17 protein-coding genes and 1 riboswitch are annotated in these 18,811 nt (G+C 40.3%); of the genes, 7 read left to right on the top strand and 10 right to left on the bottom strand.

The genetic code is table 11. The annotated features are described in order from the left end of the window. The first annotated feature begins 87 nt into the window (after nt 1-87). The 3 genes from QLQ22_RS06810 to QLQ22_RS06800 all read left to right on the top strand — a co-directional run bounded on the left by QLQ22_RS06810 (nt 88) and on the right by QLQ22_RS06800 (nt 1,969). Nucleotides 88-480: a DUF948 domain-containing protein gene (locus QLQ22_RS06810; RefSeq protein ID WP_223440615.1), complete on the top strand. Its 393-nt coding sequence runs from the start codon at nt 88-90 to the stop codon at nt 478-480. A gap of 259 nt (nt 481-739) precedes the next feature. Then, nucleotides 740-1,003 (top strand): YiaA/YiaB family inner membrane protein, encoded by a 264-nt coding sequence (locus tag QLQ22_RS06805; protein ID WP_223440614.1) that lies wholly within the window; start codon nt 740-742, stop codon nt 1,001-1,003. 366 nt (nt 1,004-1,369) lie between these two features. Next, on the top strand, nt 1,370-1,969 hold the full coding sequence (locus tag QLQ22_RS06800; protein WP_223440613.1) for a short chain dehydrogenase: 600 nt from the start codon (nt 1,370-1,372) through the stop codon (nt 1,967-1,969). Between the two features lie 33 nt (nt 1,970-2,002). Here QLQ22_RS06800 and QLQ22_RS06795 read toward each other — a convergent pair whose 3' ends face one another. The 4 genes from QLQ22_RS06795 to QLQ22_RS06780 form a co-directional block, all read right to left on the bottom strand. Next, complete coding sequence (locus tag QLQ22_RS06795) at nt 2,003-3,469, bottom strand: phospholipase D family protein (RefSeq protein WP_284016283.1); 1,467 nt, start codon at nt 3,467-3,469, stop codon at nt 2,003-2,005. A 132-nt stretch (nt 3,470-3,601) separates the two neighbouring features. Continuing rightward, complete coding sequence (locus QLQ22_RS06790; RefSeq protein ID WP_284016282.1) at nt 3,602-3,757, bottom strand: hypothetical protein; 156 nt, start codon at nt 3,755-3,757, stop codon at nt 3,602-3,604. Between the two features lie 181 nt (nt 3,758-3,938). Next, nucleotides 3,939-4,121, bottom strand: coding sequence for a class F sortase (locus QLQ22_RS06785; protein WP_284016281.1), 183 nt, complete (start codon nt 4,119-4,121; stop codon nt 3,939-3,941). Nucleotides 4,122-4,150: 29 nt separating this feature from the next. Further along, the gene (locus tag QLQ22_RS06780) at nt 4,151-4,300 is read right to left on the bottom strand and encodes a sortase family protein (protein ID WP_284016280.1); all 150 of its coding nucleotides are present in this window, start codon (nt 4,298-4,300) and stop codon (nt 4,151-4,153) included. A gap of 475 nt (nt 4,301-4,775) precedes the next feature. On the opposite strand from QLQ22_RS06780, the gene QLQ22_RS06775 reads away from it, so the two are divergent. Then, the gene (locus QLQ22_RS06775; RefSeq protein ID WP_223440611.1) at nt 4,776-5,486 is read left to right on the top strand and encodes a response regulator transcription factor; all 711 of its coding nucleotides are present in this window, start codon (nt 4,776-4,778) and stop codon (nt 5,484-5,486) included. 214 nt (nt 5,487-5,700) lie between these two features. Here QLQ22_RS06775 and QLQ22_RS06770 read toward each other — a convergent pair whose 3' ends face one another. From QLQ22_RS06770 to QLQ22_RS06745, 6 genes are all read right to left on the bottom strand, one after another. Next, nucleotides 5,701-6,900: a phosphoglycerate dehydrogenase gene (locus QLQ22_RS06770; protein ID WP_252208272.1), complete on the bottom strand. Its 1,200-nt coding sequence runs from the start codon at nt 6,898-6,900 to the stop codon at nt 5,701-5,703. Nucleotides 6,901-6,963: 63 nt separating this feature from the next. Continuing rightward, nucleotides 6,964-7,042, bottom strand: a riboswitch (ZMP/ZTP riboswitch). 440 nt (nt 7,043-7,482) lie between these two features. Further along, nucleotides 7,483-8,691, bottom strand: a complete 1,209-nt coding sequence (locus tag QLQ22_RS06765) for a Ger(x)C family spore germination protein (protein WP_284016279.1) — start codon at nt 8,689-8,691, stop codon at nt 7,483-7,485. After that, nucleotides 8,675-9,778 (bottom strand): spore germination protein, encoded by a 1,104-nt coding sequence (locus QLQ22_RS06760; RefSeq protein ID WP_223440594.1) that lies wholly within the window; start codon nt 9,776-9,778, stop codon nt 8,675-8,677. Before QLQ22_RS06760 ends, QLQ22_RS06765 begins: the two co-directional genes overlap by 17 nt. A gap of 27 nt (nt 9,779-9,805) precedes the next feature. Further along, nucleotides 9,806-11,380 (bottom strand): spore germination protein, encoded by a 1,575-nt coding sequence (locus QLQ22_RS06755; protein WP_284016278.1) that lies wholly within the window; start codon nt 11,378-11,380, stop codon nt 9,806-9,808. Nucleotides 11,381-12,181: 801 nt separating this feature from the next. Then, complete coding sequence (locus QLQ22_RS06750) at nt 12,182-13,096, bottom strand: response regulator (protein ID WP_284016277.1); 915 nt, start codon at nt 13,094-13,096, stop codon at nt 12,182-12,184. Then, nucleotides 13,093-14,406, bottom strand: coding sequence for an ATP-binding protein (locus QLQ22_RS06745; protein ID WP_223440589.1), 1,314 nt, complete (start codon nt 14,404-14,406; stop codon nt 13,093-13,095). The genes QLQ22_RS06750 and QLQ22_RS06745 overlap by 4 nt, the downstream gene beginning before the upstream one ends. A 149-nt stretch (nt 14,407-14,555) precedes the next feature. Here QLQ22_RS06745 and QLQ22_RS06740 point away from each other — a divergent pair, with 149 nt between their 5' ends. The 3 genes from QLQ22_RS06740 (at nt 14,556) to ystJ (ending at nt 18,811) form a co-directional block, all read left to right on the top strand. Then, nucleotides 14,556-15,842 carry a cation:dicarboxylate symporter family transporter gene (locus QLQ22_RS06740; RefSeq protein ID WP_284016276.1) on the top strand — a complete coding sequence of 429 codons (1,287 nt, stop codon included), beginning with the start codon at nt 14,556-14,558 and terminating at the stop codon, nt 15,840-15,842. 47 nt (nt 15,843-15,889) lie between these two features. Next, the gene (aspA, locus tag QLQ22_RS06735) at nt 15,890-17,314 is read left to right on the top strand and encodes an aspartate ammonia-lyase (RefSeq protein WP_423246235.1); all 1,425 of its coding nucleotides are present in this window, start codon (nt 15,890-15,892) and stop codon (nt 17,312-17,314) included. A 270-nt stretch (nt 17,315-17,584) separates the two neighbouring features. After that, complete coding sequence (ystJ, locus tag QLQ22_RS06730; RefSeq protein WP_284016274.1) at nt 17,585-18,811, top strand: NADP-dependent malic enzyme; 1,227 nt, start codon at nt 17,585-17,587, stop codon at nt 18,809-18,811.

Genomic DNA, 18,811 nt, shown 5'->3' with positions numbered 1-18,811 from the left:
GTATTTGCCCATTAAATTTCTATCTCTTAAATATAGGAATGTACGCTCTTGGAAAAACATAAAGTGAAAGTAAAAAGGAGTGAAAAAATGCTTATAAAATTGAGTGTAGCAGGAGCATCAGGCGCATTTATTTTTCTTGCAGTCAATCTGGTCGGGACATTAAAAAAAGGGATGGTCACACTTGATGAAACAAACAAGACGCTTGCTGAGGTCAGAAATGCGGTGAATGGCCTGACCGAAGAAGCAGAGCAGCTGATACATACAGCTAATCAGATTACCGCTGATGTGAAAGGGAAAATTAAAACGGTTGATCCGCTGCTTGAGTCCGCACAGGATGTGGGAGAAATGATTCATAATGTAACAAGCTCAATCAAACAGGTTGGTGCAGTCTTTGGCGGAAAACGGGCACAGCGCACCGAAATTTCAGTAAATGAACCTCCAGTCCGAATTAAGGGGCCTGTTCACATTAATGTAAAGTGAAAAAAAGAGCGATTTGCTGACGGCAGATCGTTCTTTTTTTCATTACTTTCCATAATAAAGATTTTACTTTCCAGTTTGCGGCCAATACTTGCCAATATGCATAAAATACTTTCTTCTTTATCAAAAATATTATCTTTTTCCCAGCTAAATCCAATAACAATCAAAAAAAAATTAAATACAAAGGTTTCAATTTAGGGAAATTATGGTATTATATCTAAGTCATTACTTACATAAATTTACTATCAGGGAGGTCATAAATATGCAAAAGTACAGAAGAAGAAATACTCCAGCATTCACCTTTTTAGCCTATTTCACTTTTTTTGCAGGTGTTGCATTATTTTGTATCGGTCTTTACAATGCTGACAATCTTCAGCTGAATGAAAAAGGGTACTACATTGCGGTTATGATGCTGGTTGCAGTCGGAGCCATTCTTACTCAGAAAGTAACAAGAGATAACGCCGAAGATAACGAAATGATCGCCGAGCAGGAACGCAAGCAGAATCTCGGAAAATCGATGGATTAATAGACTGGCAGGGATGGTGCAGGTGCTTCTTATTTATTTAACTTCCCGCTGAACAGCACTAGGGAAGCACCAGAATTTTTTATCCAATTTGACCGTTTACTGTAAAACAAAAAAAACATAGCAGAATTGGCTGATGTCATTTCGCTATGTTCTTTTTGATTCTATTAAATTACCTTATTTTGTTTAAAATCAAAAATTTGTTCTTTACTATAACCTGATTGCTGCAGAACTTCGTCAGTCTTTCATGTTTGCTAAATCCGGTACTCCCAATTGAATGCAGCCATTACTTTCAGTTTAAATGATTGGCGGCTGAGATATTTGAGAGGATATAATAGATATCAGATATATACATAGGGAGGCAGCTAAATGAGACTATTATTAGTAGGTGCAAGCGGAACAATCGGAAATGCGATTGTAAAAGAGTTTGGTAAAGATCATGAAATCATTCGCGCAGGCCGTAATGGCGCAGACGTGGAAGTAGACTTCACATCTCCCGAAAGTATAAAAAAGATGTATGAAGCTGCAGGTAAAGTAGATGCAGTTGTCAGCGCAGCGGGAAGAGCACAATTTGCACCTCTTGAAGAACTGACGCCTGAATTAAATGAAACAGGGATCATGAGCAAATTAAAAGGTCAAATCAACCTCGTCTTACTTGGCATTCCTTTTATAAACGACGGCGGCAGTTTTACCCTGACCAGCGGAGTCATGATGGATGATCCGATTCTTAAAGGAGCTTCTGCAGCCATGGCCAACGGAGGAATTCAGGCTTTTGTCAGAGCATCAGCCATCGAAATGCCGCGCGGGATCCGCATCAACAATGTAAGTCCAAATGTCCTCATTGAATCAATGGATAAGTATGCTGATTTTTTTCAAGGCTTTAAAGCTGTTCCGGCAGCGGATGTTGCGCTTGCATATAAAAAGAGTGTCCTTGGTGCACAAACTGGTCAAACCTATAAAGTGTATTAAAAGCAAAACGGCAGCTCACACGCTGCCGTTTTGTTAAAAGCTTGAGATGCCGCTCCACTCCTGAAAGCGATATAGGAACCGGAGTCCAAACGAATCATCTGCAAAGACCTCATAATTTTCTGTATAAGTACCTGACTCGTTAGTCCAGATCGTATGGAAATACTCTTCGACATCTGCCATCATACCAGTGTCAGCAGGACCCGATATCTTTAAATCCGTTTCAAGGTTAAAATCACCCAGATTCCGCTTTGTAAAATTTGCGGAGCCTCCAATCACTGTTGCCTCTTGATCTCTCTCAAAAAAGACCAGCTTTGTATGATACTGCTCCCCATTTGTTTTGTACCAGCGCACTTGAATCTTTTGATCAGATTCTGTAACCAGTTCATGAGCAACAGGCCTGTTTGGGACACCATTCTTTTCGCGTCCGAATGCATCTTTATTGGCATCCAGGATCAGTTTAACATCAGCCCCTCTTTTAGATGCTGCAAGCAGTTCTTCTACAATATCGCGGTCTGATAAATAAAACGCTCCAACCGTAATTTTCTCTTGTTTCTGCGTCTTTTTCAGTTCATCAAGCAGATGTTTTTTAATTTTACCTTCTGTCAAAAGCTGAACATCATACTCACCGGATTCAGCCTGCTCGAAAACAGCTGCGCTTTCGGCACTCTCTATCTCTGCACCTGAAAGGTCCGCTACAGCTTTTTCTGTTTGAACAAGTTCCCTCAATATGTCACCTTTGACGAGAAATGCAATGTTGGAATGCAGCGAGCTGCCGTCATGCGGATTGGCGGAAGTTACAAGGCCCTCTTTTTCGTTCACTACTACTTTTCGGTGATTGGCTTTAAAGTTCAGAAGATCCAGATATGATCTCAGCGTGACATCCGGTGAATCCGGACTGAAGGCATTTGGAATCCAGCCGCTGCCAGACGTTCCAAACCATTGAAGAAATGTCCGGTGCCCGCCTGAATAAAAAGGATTGGAATCTCTCAGCGGCTTCAAATCCGTAAACACAACCTGTATCCCATGTTTTTTCAGTTCTTCTGCAATATCAGACGGATATGATCCGTAAAAGGTATTTATGCGGTCCGTAATAACCGTGATTTCAACTTCTTTATCCTCTTGTTTTTTTTCTATTAAAGCCTCCATTAAACTTCTTGATAAAGCAGGATAGCTCGCGGAACGGTCGTATTCATCGTTAAACAGGAACATATCCATCAGGATAAAATCGCGGGCTTCGTCAATCATGGTCTCAATCTGATTAAAAATAACCTGATCATGTGTGATGCTCTTTCCATTTTCAAAGGTAAGATCATATAAAAACTCAACCTGACCGGATGAATGAATGTCCCCTTCATGCGAAATCCCAGGGGGAAGCGGTTTTGAATAATGATAAAAAGCGATACATACAGAAAGCAGCATTAAGGACAGAACAGCTCCAAGAAAAAGCTTTCTCTTTCGTTTTTTAATAATGACTGGTTCTGCAACATTTGGTTTTGTCATGGTGTAACCCCTTTTTTATGAATATATGGCTAAATAAGTATATTCTCTAAAAAATGAAGTTCCCCTTCAAAAAAAGTAAAAGCGGTCTGTTCCGTCAGACTGGTTCTAAAAAAATCATTTTACTGCAGCGAGTCAAAAAGGCTCTGATTCTTGACCAATTGCGGTTACGTAATAAACGTGATCTGCTGCATTTTCATCGGTAAAGCTCTTTCTTTCATGCGATGAGATGCTTCCGGCTTTTTCAAACTTACTTCCCGCTTTGTCTCCTCTGTAAATTCTGTAACCCACTATTTCCCCTTCCGTACAGCGTGCCATGTAACAAATGTCCCGGTCACCTCTACATTTTCAGGTGCAGCAGGAGGTGCTTCCTTTTTGATCTCCTGTTCTTTATTCAACTCAGCAAATACCACGAGTCTTTCTTCATGAGTTCCTGCTGAACGGTTAAATGTGCCCGAGCATGTAATCAGCTTTAAATACCGGCCTGTTCTTGTCTGGAAAATTTCATCAATAGGAGCTGATCCTCGATGTAGCTCTCTTGTTTTTTCACAATAAAAGTCAGGGCCGTTCCTTTTTCATCCGTTACGGTAATTTCATCATCCTGCTTTAAGTCTATTAAGGTATAAAAGATGGCGGGACCTGTTTTACTGTCCACGTTTCCAGCAAGAACGGCGCTTCCTCTGTTTACCGGCTTACCCCCGGTTCAAACCAGCCGACATCATTGATTTCCCGGGGAACTCCCATTTGTCCATTAGCTAAGATGCCTATTTGCTCAATGTTCGCTTCCACATATATTGCAGGTATTTCTACTTTTACTGGTATGATGCCTTTCATTTGCGCCGATTCTCTAGCTTGTGCTTCTGTCAGCTTTTTAACTTCGGATTTTAATAGAGTAAACTCATCGGTTAATGTGCTTTCTGCGTTTTCTGATTCAGCTGTTGCGTTCTTCGCTTGAACTTCAGTTCGCTCTGCTGTTAGCGGGACTGTTTTGGTGAGGATTGCTGATTAGGAAAAATACCATAATTGTATTGAAAGAATGATGATTTTTTTCATAGGACCGTACACCTCTTTTATTGAAGAAGAAGAGAGGTCTCGTAATGATATGCTAAGTGCAGGTACTAATAACTTCTTGATTTTCATGAGTACACTCTTCTTTGAATGGTAGTAGATGAAAGTTCTTTTTGAACTTCTTGTTTAGAATAACGAGCGTTATTTTCATATGGATCACTTTTTTGTTTATTTTCTTTTTTTGCTATAAAATGACTTGAGAGATTATGAAGTTGTGATTAAAAACTGCGGGGGACTCAGTATGAATGAACCGAAGATTTTGATAATAGATGATGAAGAACCGATGAGATCATTGATTAAGACCTTTTTATACAAAGATGGATATGCTGTATTGGAAGCTTCTAATGGTCTGAAAGGCCTTGAATTGATTTCAAAGAAAGAACCTGATCTTATCCTTGTAGATGTGATGATGCCTTTTATGGATGGATTTGTTTTTGCAGAAGAATTGAAGAAATCTTATAACATCCCGCTCATCTTTTTATCTGCCAAAGGAGAGGAATGGGATAAGATTCATGGTCTTAAGCTTGGAGGGGATGATTATATTGTTAAACCTTTCCATCCCGGGGAGCTGCTTGCCCGAATTGAATCCGTGTTAAGAAGAGCCAATTACTCAACCAAGCAGAGCACAGAATTATCAACAGGTCCGCTCGTTCTGGATTTCATGGCGTTCCGTGCCTACATACATGGTATGCCGCTTTCCTTAACACTGAAAGAATTTGAAATGCTGTCACTTCTCGCAAAAAATAAAGGGACTGTTTTTTCCCGTGATCAGCTCCTGCAGTCTGTTTGGGGAGATGATTATAAAGGCACCGGCAGGACAGTCGATACTCATATTAAAACCCTGCGGCTAAAATTAAAGGATGAGGCAAAGCTGATTCAGACTGTATGGAGTGTAGGCTATAAGTTTGAAGTTGAGAACCTGAGCAGCAGAAAAAAGCAACCGGCCGATTGATCTAACGGATAAAACGCCTTATTCAGTTTTTTGGAAATCATAGTGGGCGGCTGATTCTTATGATGCGGTTCTCCGCACCAGTTTAACCGGCGGGTTTCTATGCCATGCAAAAGCAGAAAACAAAAAAGGTGATACAGAAACTTGTATCACCATTAAAAAAGTGTACGAACCCCTATGTTATAAGAGATTTATCTTGTCTTTCCTAAAACAGCCATTAGATAATACGTGCTGTGACAATGCCTTCAATCTTGTAGATTTTTTCCTCCAAAAGGGGAATGATATCACTCGTTACATTATTATCAATATCAATCATTGTATAGGCATATTCCCCACGACTTCTGTTCACCATATCTGCGATGTTTAAATCATAGCTTGAGATGGCTGAGGTAATCTTTCCAACCATGCCAGGGACGTTTCGATGAAAAGCTGCTACACGTTGCTTACCTGTATATGGAAGGCAAGCATTTGGAAAATTCACTGAGTTTTTAATGTTTCCTGTCTGCAGGAAATCCCTAATCTGGCGACCCGCCATAATCGCACAATTATCCTCAGATTCTTTTGTGGAGGCACCAAGATGTGGTATTGACACAGTATTTTTCATTTTCAATACATTTTCATTTGGAAAGTCTGTAATATATTTACCCACTATCCCGCTTTCAAGTGCAGCTTCAATATCCGTTTCATTCACAAGTTCCCCGCGTGAGAAATTCAAAATATGAACACCTGGTTTCATTATGCTAAATGTTGCTTGATTAAACATTCCCCTTGTATCATCAGTTAATGGTGTGTGTACGGTAATATAATCAGCGCTTGCAAACAACTCCTCAATGGTAATAGCACGTTTAACATTACGCGATAAATTCCATGCCGTATCAACAGAGATAAACGGGTCAAATCCAATCACATCCATGTCTAAAGCAATCGCATCGTTCGCTACAAGCGCACCAATTGCACCTAATCCAATAACACCCAGTGTCTTCCCCTTAATTTCTGTTCCTGCAAATTGTTTTTTTCCTGCTTCCACAAGCTTTGGAACTTGTTCCCCTTTACCTTCTAAGGTCTTTGTCCATGCAACACCTGCAAAAAGATTTCGTGATGAAGCCATTACTGAGGTTAAAACAATCTCTTTTACAGCATTAGCATTAGCACCAGGGGTATTAAAAACCACTATTCCTTGATCTGTACATTTGTCTACTGGAATATTATTGACACCTGCCCCGGCCCGTGCGATTGCTTTTAAATTATTACCGAATTCCATTGAATGCATATTAAAGCTGCGAACAAGAATCGCATCAGGATTTTCACAGTCATTATCAACCGTAAAGGTATCCTTATGAAAGACATTTAAACCTCCTTCTGCAATATTATTTAATGTTTTAATTTTTTTCACTTTGTCTAATGTTATTGGGCTCATATTTTTCTCCTTTTTTTATAATAATTTTTTTAATAAACAAAAAGAGGTAAGGGATACATCCCTTACCTCTGCCCAGGCGAACGGCTACGACACTATGTGCTCCCCCGCGGTTATCCGCGTTTCGCCAGTTACACATAGTCTTTTCATTTCCTCTATTCTATCAATTTCTTTACCAGACTTCAACCTCAAAAATGTTCTTATTTATATTTACGTGCTATTAAACCTCATTTGCTTATGATACGGTTCTCCTTCCTTAATCTTTAAGCTAATTGTATTTACTCCACAAAATGGCCTATTGCGGAACAAAAAAGTTCGCTTCACGATCCTCAGCTTAGTTCAATAAAAGTGGTACCATGAACGGATGTTTATTGGCTTTTAATCCCTTAGACAACAAAACAAAATGGCCTTTTACATAAAAAAAGAGGCTTTCCTTATTTCAGAAAAGCACCAGATAGTTGAATAACACTTATGGATTTTTTTGATTTATACTCTCTATTTTGGACAGATGAATAGTCTTAAACAATATTTAAGATGGAGTTTCTTTTCATTTTAGAAATAATCATCAAAACTGTACACAAGGATTCACTTGCTGGAGCCTGATGCCCCATATTCAGTGATAGTTAATTTCAGGTTGTACTTGATAGGAATCTCACTAAATGTTTGATCCCAATCCTTTTTGACCTTTTCCCATACTTTAGGATGTTTAATTCTCAGTTGGTTTCCAAAGCCGGCAACATCGACTTGGTAATCCTCTTGCATGATTTCTAAAACATTATTCACTAATCGATTTACTTCTTCTTCAGCGGCTTTTTCAGCGTTCTTTAAAAATTTATTTTCAGATGTTTTCTCCGAAACCACCCAATTTTCTGATAGGCGTCCCTCTGATTCGATATTCACATCAAAAGAGATATTTTTTCCATTAACATGAGGTATAATTTTGCTTTCCATTGACGTTACCTCGTATATGATTGGCTGACTTGTCTCTTTATCAAAGCTTTTCACCAAACCGCCTTTTCCCTTTCCGGTTATCCACGTTAAGCCTTCCAATTCTTCTTCATTCAAAAAACCACGCAGCTTTTTGGTCTTTCCTTCAATCACGGCAGCTCCTGAAAATTTTACTTCTCCATTCGTCGAGATTACATTTTGTAAAAGAAAACTAGATTTTGATTGCATCTTTCCCTCTAATTTAGCAAGCGATATAGAGGGCGAAATCCTTGTTGTTCGATATTCATTATCTGCTATTCCAAGCAAACGAAACGCTGGAATTTCTCCTGCTTCCTTTGATTCCATCGTCTCTCTGGCTTGCCCCTTGCTAATGAACACAAGACAGCTTGGTCTAATCTCATTATCACGGAGAAATTGATCAAGTAATTGTTCAAGACTATAGCTGCGTGCAAGATCCGAATTGATGACAATAACTTTTAGATGCGGGCTGAACATAGGGCGATCCTTTCTCAAAGAAAATTCTCGAGTTATTTGATGGATGGAATCACCGGTTTCAGAAATATTTATATAAGGTTTTTGCTTTCCTCCCCCATTACTCTCTGATCCTTTTCCTTGTGCGTTAACAAATTGGTGGGTCATCGTTATGATATCGCTTTTAGTATACCCCCCACCCTGTTTCTTTAGCTCTTTCTCAATTGTTGACTCTCTTCCTTCATCCAATGCTAAACCTACACTTAATCCAATCTCTTCAATTTCATTACTGCTCCAGCATCCTGTAAGAGAAAGGAGTAAAAGAACCGACAGCGAAACTGAAAGGAGTAGTTTATTGTTACGGTTTTGCTTCATGCTTTCCCACCTTCCATCTCGAGATTATGAGAAGGAGCAAAGGCAGTAAACCAAATAAATACAACGCGGCATTGCCAATCAAATCACCGAGTTTAAATTGGTCATTAATATTTTTCGGCACCATAGAGATAATGTAAATAACAGGAAGTAATCCATACATAAATGGATGAATGTTCTTTTTGAAGAGTTGAGCCAGCCCCAAAGCAGCCGCATAGTAGGAGATGGTAAATGTAGCAAATAATTGCATGATCCATATTACGAGCAGCATAGACTCAAATCTTTCAAAGATCAGGCCGCGGATTTCAAAACTTCTCATGAGATCAAGGGTCGGCCATGTTCTTGTGACCACTCCATCGACGGAAAACGCTCCAATTACCATAATGACGGTTATTATATAAAAGACCAAGGGTATAGCTATTCCGACTACAACAGCTTTTACTGCTTTATGCGGATGTTTCATAAATGCCGGAAGGAACAACATGATTTCAATTCCTGTATACGAGAGAGCCGTAGTCTTTACCTCTTTTAGCACTGGTATGACTCCCAATCCTAATACCGGACGGAGATTATCCATTTCAAATATTCCAAAACTCATAAAGACAACCAGCAAGAAAAGGATGATCGTAATAGGGAATATTATTTCAAACAGACGGGCGATCGGATTGATTCCTCCAATGATCAAATAGAGACCTACCCAAATAAATGACATGGTGATTGCCCAAGCAGGGGTGCCTTCCAGTAAATAAAAGCCTGTTACTTCAACCATTGAACGGATTTGAAACCCGGAAGTCATTAATAAATAACATACAATAAGGAGACTGACCAGCCCGCCTACCCATTTTCCTATGATTTCTCGATTATATTGATAAAAGGTTTTTTCGGGAAACTGTTGGCTTAATTTCACAATGATCACCCCTGCTATCATAGCGATTAGTCCGCCTAGAATAACGGTAATCCAAACATCTGGTGTTTTTACCTTTTCTACAGATGTCCTGGGCAGAGTGAGGATCCCTGATCCGAGGATAAAATTAATGACGACAACAGCTGCTTGGGGAGTGGTTAATCGGTCTTTCGGACTGAGATTCATCTAGGGTTCACTTCCTTTCTAAGTAGGCTATCCTTTACGGATTTCATCTTTCGTGTGCATCATCTTCGGACGTCGTTTCATCATCTGAAGCGGCATGCGAACCATAAAATCTTTCCAGTCGTTTAATCGATAAGGCACAGCCGGACTAGCATAAGGTACGCCAAAGCTCTTTAGTTTAACCAAATGACTGCAAAGTAAGAGGAAAAATAGAATAACCCCATACAATCCAAACAAGGCAGCGCCAAACATGGCTACAAAGCGAAGAATGCGCAATGGAATCCCCGCGCTATAACTCGGAATCGCAAAGGAGGAAATGGCGGTTATTGCCACTACGATAACCATGATATTGCTGACTATCCCTGCTTGCACCGCTGCTTCACCAATTATCAGTCCGCCAACAATCCCCATTGCTGGACCAATAGGCTTGGGCAATCGCAGACCAGCTTCCCGCAATATTTCGATTGCTACTTCCATAAGCAGTGCTTCTATTAAAGAAGGAAACGGAACACCTTCCCTTGTCCCTGAGATAGAAATGGCTAACTCACTAGGAATCAACCCCGGATGAAATGAGATAAAAGAAATATATAAAGCAGGTGCAAACAACGTAACAATAGCTGCTCCAAAACGCAGCAGACGAAAAAGCGTGCCTGGAATCCAACGTTCATAATAATCTTCTGGCGATTGCAGCAGCATGCTAAATGTAACTGGGGCGATCAAAGCGAAAGGCGTGCCATCTAACAAGATTGCTGCTCTTCCTTCCATCAATGCACTAATGACGCGATCAGGGCGCTCCGTACTCTGTACTTGGGGAAAAGGACTGAGGTAATTATCTTCGATCAGTTGTTCTACATAGCCAGATTCCGGTACATGATCAATATCGATTTTCCGAACTCTTTTCTTGACCTCTTCTATTAATTCAGGGTCAGCAATTTCTTGCATATAGGCGATGACCAGTTCTTTTTTTGCACGCTTTCCAACTTGAAATTTTATTAATGATAGGTTCTCATTTTCACCATGGCGTCGTAAAAGCGCGGTATTATCGCTTATAATCTCAGTGAAACCTACCCGTGGACCTCTGACCAATGCCTCTGATACTGGCTCTTCAATATTCCGTTTGTTTGCTTTTATTGTACCAAGAATGTACACATCATATGACCCATCAATCAAAAGGGCTGTTGAACCTGTCAATACTTTTGTCATCAACTCTTTTATATGATGGGCTTCTTCTACTTCACTAATAGAAAGGACTTGATTTTTAATAAATTCCTTTGAAATGGTACCTTTCACATATGGAGTTTCCTGTTTGTATTCTTCACAAAAATTAAGCATCAATGATTTCATAATATGTTTGTCGATGAGATCTTTATCTGACAGCCCATCGACAAAAATGATCGCCGCCCGTATGCCTGTGCGCCCTATGTTAAACTCCCGAAAGTGAACATCCGAGTTATGAGCCATTTCTTGCTTGACAAGTTCCAGATCTAAGTCGAAATCGCCTGTAATTTGACCTTTTGAATCTTGAAAAAACGGAGTTTTCTGCTCTTTATCACTTTGAATGGAAGGTTTCTGCGTTTGTTTTATCTTTGATTTCCACCATTTCATTCTCATCACTCTTCCTCTAAAGTACGGACCCATTTAAAAAATTTTGTGATCAAAAACGGAATGAAAAATACGATAAAACCCTGAATAAAGACTTTCCAGTCCGGAAGATAGGAAACCACCATTTTCCACATATTAATCACCCTTTAAGTACCCAAAGCCCGCAACTGACATTAGGAATAAACATTTCTAAAATGTTGTTATTAATGTTAAAAAAGCTTCTAGATTAGTATGTAACCCGGAACATTAACGATAACCCTATTCGATTTTGTGCCTAATAAAATGAATTAGCCATGCAGTTCCGAGGAAGAGAAATTCCAGCTTCATTTGAAAAATCGAAGAATATTCAATTATTATTTGCACTACTTTGTATAAATATGCGGAAGTGTATCCCTCCCGTTTTTTTAGTTTTCCTATAGGTTGTTTTAGAAAGAAACAACCTTGGTCATGACGTACGCACTTGTTCCTGTAGCTTAACAAGCAATTAATTAAAAAGTGTATGAAATTGCTCACGAAAATTGGTGTTCTTAGGTGCTGATACAAAAAAGAACACGATCTCTAAGATCATGCTCTAATTGTTAGTTCAGAAGGCTTTTTTCTTAATCAACCTTCAGCCTTAGTATTTATTTTCATCATAGGATCTTGTGCAAACCGAGCTTCATACAAAATAAATGGTATTTATTTATGCATGTAGGAGTATCAAGGTTTTATTGTTCGTTTCTGAACATGTTGTCTAGTAACAACAGCCTTGTTACAACATGACTGCACATAATCCCTGCAATTTGCAAGAAACAAATTTTTCCGCTAATCCACCAATTGCTGCGCTTCTATATAGAGCGATTGAATGAATTTTTTCATGTTGATTCGGCTTTGATTGGTGCTTCGTTCACTTTTATCTTCAAGCTCCAGCATTTTCTTCCGGACTTCCGAGAAATCGAAAAATGTGGATGAATACGTCTCGAATTTTGGATTCGTGTAATCTGTTAACCCTAATGAGGCAATATAGTTGAGCGCCTGGTAAATTGCTCTGCGAACCCGCTGTTCGGAGGCTTTCATTTCTTTTTGCACTTCCGCCTCGGCAGCCTGTTCTCCAAGCTTTTTTTGGGCATTTCCATAAAAAATTTCCTTTAGAGGCGGAAAGTAGGAGGATCCGAACTTTTGTTTATCATCCTGCAGGAATTCTAAAATTTTCATCAAGTCTTCACTGCCGCTTTCTCCAATCATCCCTAAATCTGAAATCAATGAACGGCCTGCTTCGATTATATTTTTTGTATGAGAAGAGCTGGATGGCGGCGACTGATGACCTGTAAATAATGTTAACGATTCTTGAATGCCTCGAATTGATTTTTCCAGAATGACCCGCTCGTTTACCTTTTTTAACACTCCTGCTATTTCAAGGCGGTTTAACGGCTTTGTGATGTAGTATTCTGCTCCTAAACTATATGCTTCCCCTATGAGCTCCTTTGCCTCCATTTGAGAAATCATCACGAATTTCCCCTGGAATTCAGAAGAAAGAACACGAATTGTTTCAATTCCATCCCTCTTTGGCATCAGTAAATCCATGAGCACCACGTCTACTTTTTTGAGCGCAAGCTTCCCATTGTCCACCAATGATCCGTCTTCTGCTTCACCCACCACTTTGCCTAAATCCTCATCCTCAATCAAGTCTGTCAGCATCGCTCTAATAGCTGGATCATCGTCTATAATGAAGTAATTCATTTGACCTGTCCTTTCTGTATCATCGCATCAATCGGAAGCCCGATGACAAATATGGTTTCTTTATGATTATCTATTAGCTTAATATGTCCGCCAAGCTTGTCAACGGTTTGTTTCACATACGAAAGTCCAATGCCTGTAGAAGGATTGCCGGAAACATCATACTTCGTTGTAAACCCCTCTTTAAAAATGATTTCTTTCAGCTTTTGCTCAATGCCTGGTCCATTATCACAGACCTGAAATTCTACCATCCGGTCTCTTCGAATGACATACAACGATATATGTCCCTCTTGTTCAATGGCTTCCAACGCATTTCCGATCAAGTTATTTATCAATGATAACACCATGTTTACTTGATATGGCGGATGTTCCCCTTCCACATGCAGAGAAAACGAAACGTGTTTATTTAATAACTCCGCATACCTTCTATTTGAAACAAACATAATGTTACTCAGCTGCTCAATGCTCATGTAGTCCTCTAGCTTTTCAGAGGTCATCAACTTTGACAGTCCAGCATAAATTCGCTGATTATCTTTTTTCATTTCATGTACAAGACCTGCAATTTGCAATGCTGTTTGAGCCTCATGACCATGTGAATCTCCCGATTTCAGCCTGCGATAAAAATCATAACATTTGTGGGTGATTTCTTCTGCATTTTGCATCGTTTTCTTAAGCTGAACAGATTCCTCATACAAATTCGAAATGAACAGCAGCATTTGCTCGTTTTGTCTGCGCTGCTCTTCCTCTGCCAATTTTGCTTCTCTCAGTTTAATAATGTTAAAAAAACCAAGTACGAAAAAACTTCGGATAAACGCGATAAAGATAATCTGTTTGATTGCGTGAAATGAAATAATCTGATCCGCTAACGAGGATCGAATCGCCATTTCCGACAAGCTTGCACAAAATTCAATGACCACGCCTAGTATTCCAATCATAAACGGCTTATTATGCTTCTCATTCAGCTTTGTAATATGAAAAATGAAAGCGTACATGGCGTAATAAAGGAACACCGGAAGATGACGGCAGATTGCCTCTTCAACCGGTATGTCACTGATAATGACCGCCAGCAAAAACCGAAACACAAACACACTTGTCCCAGTCAAAACCCCTGCAATATACGGGTGAATGCCTCTGTTCCATAACAAAAACAAGAAAAATGCCGGTGTCCCCAGGCTGACGCGGAATGCATCATTGAACGGATAGAATTTAAACTCTCCAGCGAGCGGTACGGCAATCATCATCAATAAAACTGCTAAAATTCGTTCCTTCAGTTCGGACACCTCCATACCAAATAATGTACAAACATTACACATTGTACTCAAACCTTTGGAAAGTTGAAACAGTTATGAGAAAATTTTTTTTATTTTTTTATAAGTATTTGTAGGTTTTCGTATGAATCAGTAGGTTATTGTAGGTAACCGCTTACACTCATATTGGTAATAGACTTGAAGGGGTGGATGGGATGAAAAAACTAAAACTTGGCTTAGCTTGGCAGATTGTAATTGGTCTCATTTTAGGAATCGCGGTTGGAGCTGTCTTTTATGGAAATCCAAATATTGAAGGATTCCTCCAGCCGATTGGAGATATTTTTATTCGCTTAATTAAAATGATTGTCGTGCCGATTGTCGTCGCAACATTGATTGTCGGTGTTGCCGGCGTGGGTGATGTAAAAAAGCTTGGAAAACTTGGCGGCAAAACGATTCTATACTTTGAAGTCATCACAACCATTGCGATTATCGTCGGGTTGCTGGCTGCAAACATTGTACAGCCTGGTGCAGGCATTCAAATGGATGAGTTAGGTACGGCCAGCATCGATAAATATGTCGATTCAGCCAACGAACAAAATAGTCATGGAATTGCCGATACTTTCGTTAACATCGTACCTTCGAACATATTTGAGTCCTTAATGAAGGGCGATATGCTTGCGATTATTTTCTTTTCAGTATTGTTTGGTCTTGGGGTAGCATCACTCGGTGAAAGAGGGAAGCCCGTTTTGACATTCTTTGAGGGTGTTGCCGAGTCCATGTTTTGGGTGACAAATCAAGTAATGAAGTTTGCACCGTTTGGGGTATTTGCCTTAATCGGCGTCACAGTTTCAAAATTTGGACTTGCGTCCCTTATTCCGCTTGGCAAGCTTGTAATAGTGGTATACGGTGCCATGATCTTCTTCGTATTGATTGTACTAGGATTAATTGCAAGATGGTGCGGCACCCATATCTTTACGATCATGAAAATCTTGAAAGATGAAATGGTACTCGCTTTTTCTACCGCAAGTTCAGAGGCGGTGCTGCCAAAACTAATGGAAAAAATGGAGCGCTTCGGTTGTCCAAAAGCTATAACGTCTTTTGTCATTCCGACAGGGTATTCTTTTAATCTGGACGGCTCGACGATTTATCAAGCGATTGGCGCTTTATTTATCGCACAAATGTATGGAATTGACATGTCTATTCCAGAACAGCTGACCCTTGTGTTAGTTCTGATGGTAACTTCAAAGGGAATGGCCGGCGTACCTGGTGCCTCATTTGTCGTGCTCTTGGCTACGCTCGGCGCAATGGGACTCCCGATGGAAGGATTAGCTTTTATCGCAGGTGTTGATCGTGTATTAGATATGGCACGAACAGTGGTCAATGTTATAGGTAACTCTCTTGCGGCCATTGTAATGTCTAAATGGGAAGGTCAATTCCATGAACAAAAAGCGCAAGATTATATCAAATCACTTGAAGCAAGTAAACAAACAAATGTAGCATAATCTTTCTTAACATCATAGTGAGCAAGATATAGATGGGGGAGTTCAACTTGAAAAACGAACATGTACGAAAAGAAAAAGATTTTTTGGGAGAAAGAGAATTGCCTATTAATGCCTATTATGGTGTCCAGACATTAAGGGCTGTAGAAAACTTTCCGATTACTGGCTATCGCATTCACGAGGAATTAATTAGAGCATTGGCAATCGTCAAAAAAGCGGCTGCGCTCGCGAATATGGATGTGAAACGTTTATACAAAGGCCTTGGAGATGCGATTGTTCAGGCAGCAGACGAAATTATTGAAGGAAAATGGCATGACCAGTTTATCGTAGATCCGATCCAAGGCGGTGCCGGTACATCCATGAATATGAATGCAAACGAAGTTATTACGAACCGTGCACTTGAGCTGCTCAGCAAAGAAAAAGGGGCATATGCTGAGTTGAGCCCAAACAGCCATGTCAATATGTCACAATCAACGAATGATGTGTTTCCAACCGCCATTCATATTGCAACACTTAATTTAGTTGGAAAGTTGTTAGACACAATGCAATATATGCAGGAAGTGTTTAAAAAAAAGGCGAAGCAATTCGATCATGTCATTAAAATGGGCCGTACACACCTCCAAGACGCGGTGCCGATCCGGCTTGGCCAAGAGTTTGAAGCTTACAGCCGTGTATTAGAGCGAGATATTAAACGCATTCAACAATCACGCCAGCATCTGTATGAAGTAAATATGGGGGCCACAGCCGTTGGCACAGGCTTAAATGCAGACCCTCGCTATATCAAAAATGTGGTCAAGCATTTAGCGGACATCAGCGGTCTTCCTCTCGTAGGTGCAGAGCATCTTGTTGATGCAACACAAAATACGGATGCCTACACAGAAGTCTCTGCCGCCCTAAAAGTATGTATGATGAACATGTCGAAAATTGCCAACGACCTGCGTTTAATGGCATCAGGCCCTCGCGCGGGATTTGGGGAGATATTCTTGCCTGCTCGACAGCCAGGCTCATCGATTATGCCGGGAAAAGTAAATCCGGTTATGCCGGAAATGATTAACCAAGTGGCATTCCAGGTAATTGGCAACGACCATACGATCTGTTTGGCCTCTGAAGCGGGTCAGCTTGAACTAAACGTGATGGAACCTGTGCTTGTATTCAACTTACTTCAATCAATCAGTATAATGAACAATGCATTTCGTTCCTTCACCGATTACTGCCTTGCAGGCATTGAAGCAAACGAAGACCGGTTAAAAGAATATGTAGAAAAAAGCGCAGGGATTATTACAGCTGTAAATCCGCATATTGGATACGAAGTGGCTGCACGCATCGCACGAGAAGCCATTTTAAATGGAAAATCTGTACGCGAGCTATGCCTTCAATATGATGTATTGACAGCAGAAGAGCTTGATCTCATTTTAAATCCTTACGAGATGACAAACCCGGGGATTGCAGGTGCATCCCTTTTTGAAAGAGAGTAACCCGCTGTTTAAATCCGCATAAATCATTGGACATGGATTAAAACATCTAGATTTCGTATTAGCGGATGCCAATCTCCCCTGCGGGTTCTTGTTAAGTTCTTTTATGAAAACCTTTATGAGCTTAAACAAGATGTAAGAACAGAAAAGCCTAAACGCGATAAAAAACAATCATGATCATACAAGATTAAGAGGGATATAGAAGGCTGAAGAAATACCTTTTCTTCAGCCTTCCCCCCTTTTTAACCAATATGCGAGAGGAGAAACAAAAGAATGAACAGTCTACGTGAAAAAGCGCTGCAGATGCATAAAGAAAATAAAGGAAAACTTGGTGTTCACTCAAAAGTCCCGGTGCGTGACGCCTATGATTTAAGTCTTGCTTACTCCCCTGGCGTTGCAGAACCGTGCATGGAGATACATCATGATGAATCAAAAGTATATGACTATACGATGAAAGGCAATCTTGTGGCGGTCGTATCAGACGGTACGGCTGTGCTTGGCTTAGGAAACATCGGACCGCGTGCTGCAATGCCTGTCATGGAAGGAAAAGCCCTTCTCTTTAAATCATTTGCCGATGTGGATGCCTTCCCTCTTTGCCTCAATACGACTGATCCTAAAAAAATAGTGGAATTGGTTAAATTGATAGAGCCTACCTTTGGAGGAGTCAACTTGGAGGATATTGCAGCACCGCAATGCTTTGAGATTGAAGAACAATTACGAAAAGCTTGCAACATCCCTATATTTCATGATGACCAGCATGGAACAGCGATTGTAACAGCTGCTGGATTGATTAACGCCCTTAAGCTTGCAGGTAAGAAGTTGGAAGAAATTTGTGTTGTTGTCAATGGAGCAGGTGCAGCCGGTGTAGCGATTGTGAAGCTTTTACTGCAAATGGGTGTAAAAGATGTGATTTTATGTGACACAAAAGGAATTATCTATAAAGGCCGCCCTCTCGGCATGAATCCTTTTAAAGAAGAAATGGCACTTATCACGAATTTAGAGCAGAAACAAGGAACATTAAAAGATGCAATGGTTGGATCCGATGTCTTTGTTGGTGTATCGGCTGCCGGTGCTATCAATGGAGAAATGGTTCAGTCCATGAATCATGATCCAATCATTTTTGCTCTCGCTAATCCAATCCCGGAAATTATGCCTCAAGAAGCAAAAGATTTGGGTGCTAAAGTAGTCGGTACAGGTCGGTCCGACTTTCCGAACCAGGTCAACAATGTTCTTGCCTTCCCTGGTATTTTCCGCGGTGCGCTTGACGTAAACGCAACAGAAATCAATGAAAAAATGAAGTCAGCAGCAGTTTACGCTATTGCCGAACTCATTTCAGAACAAGAGCTTCATTCAGACTATGTCATTCCAGATCCATTTGATCGCAGAGTTGCTGCTCACGTTGCAGCAGCTGTAGCACAGGCGGCAATAGACAGTGGAGTGGCCCAAACAATTATCAGCCCAGAAGACATTAAAAAACGTTTATTATCCCTTAATGAATAA

Origin of the sequence: Metabacillus hrfriensis (genome assembly GCF_030127205.1) — a bacterium.
In the GTDB taxonomy this organism is placed as follows: Bacteria; Bacillota; Bacilli; order Bacillales; family Bacillaceae; genus Bacillus_P; species Bacillus_P dongyingensis.
Note: the sequence above shows the minus strand (reverse complement) of the source record. Positions and strands in the feature narration are given on the sequence as shown.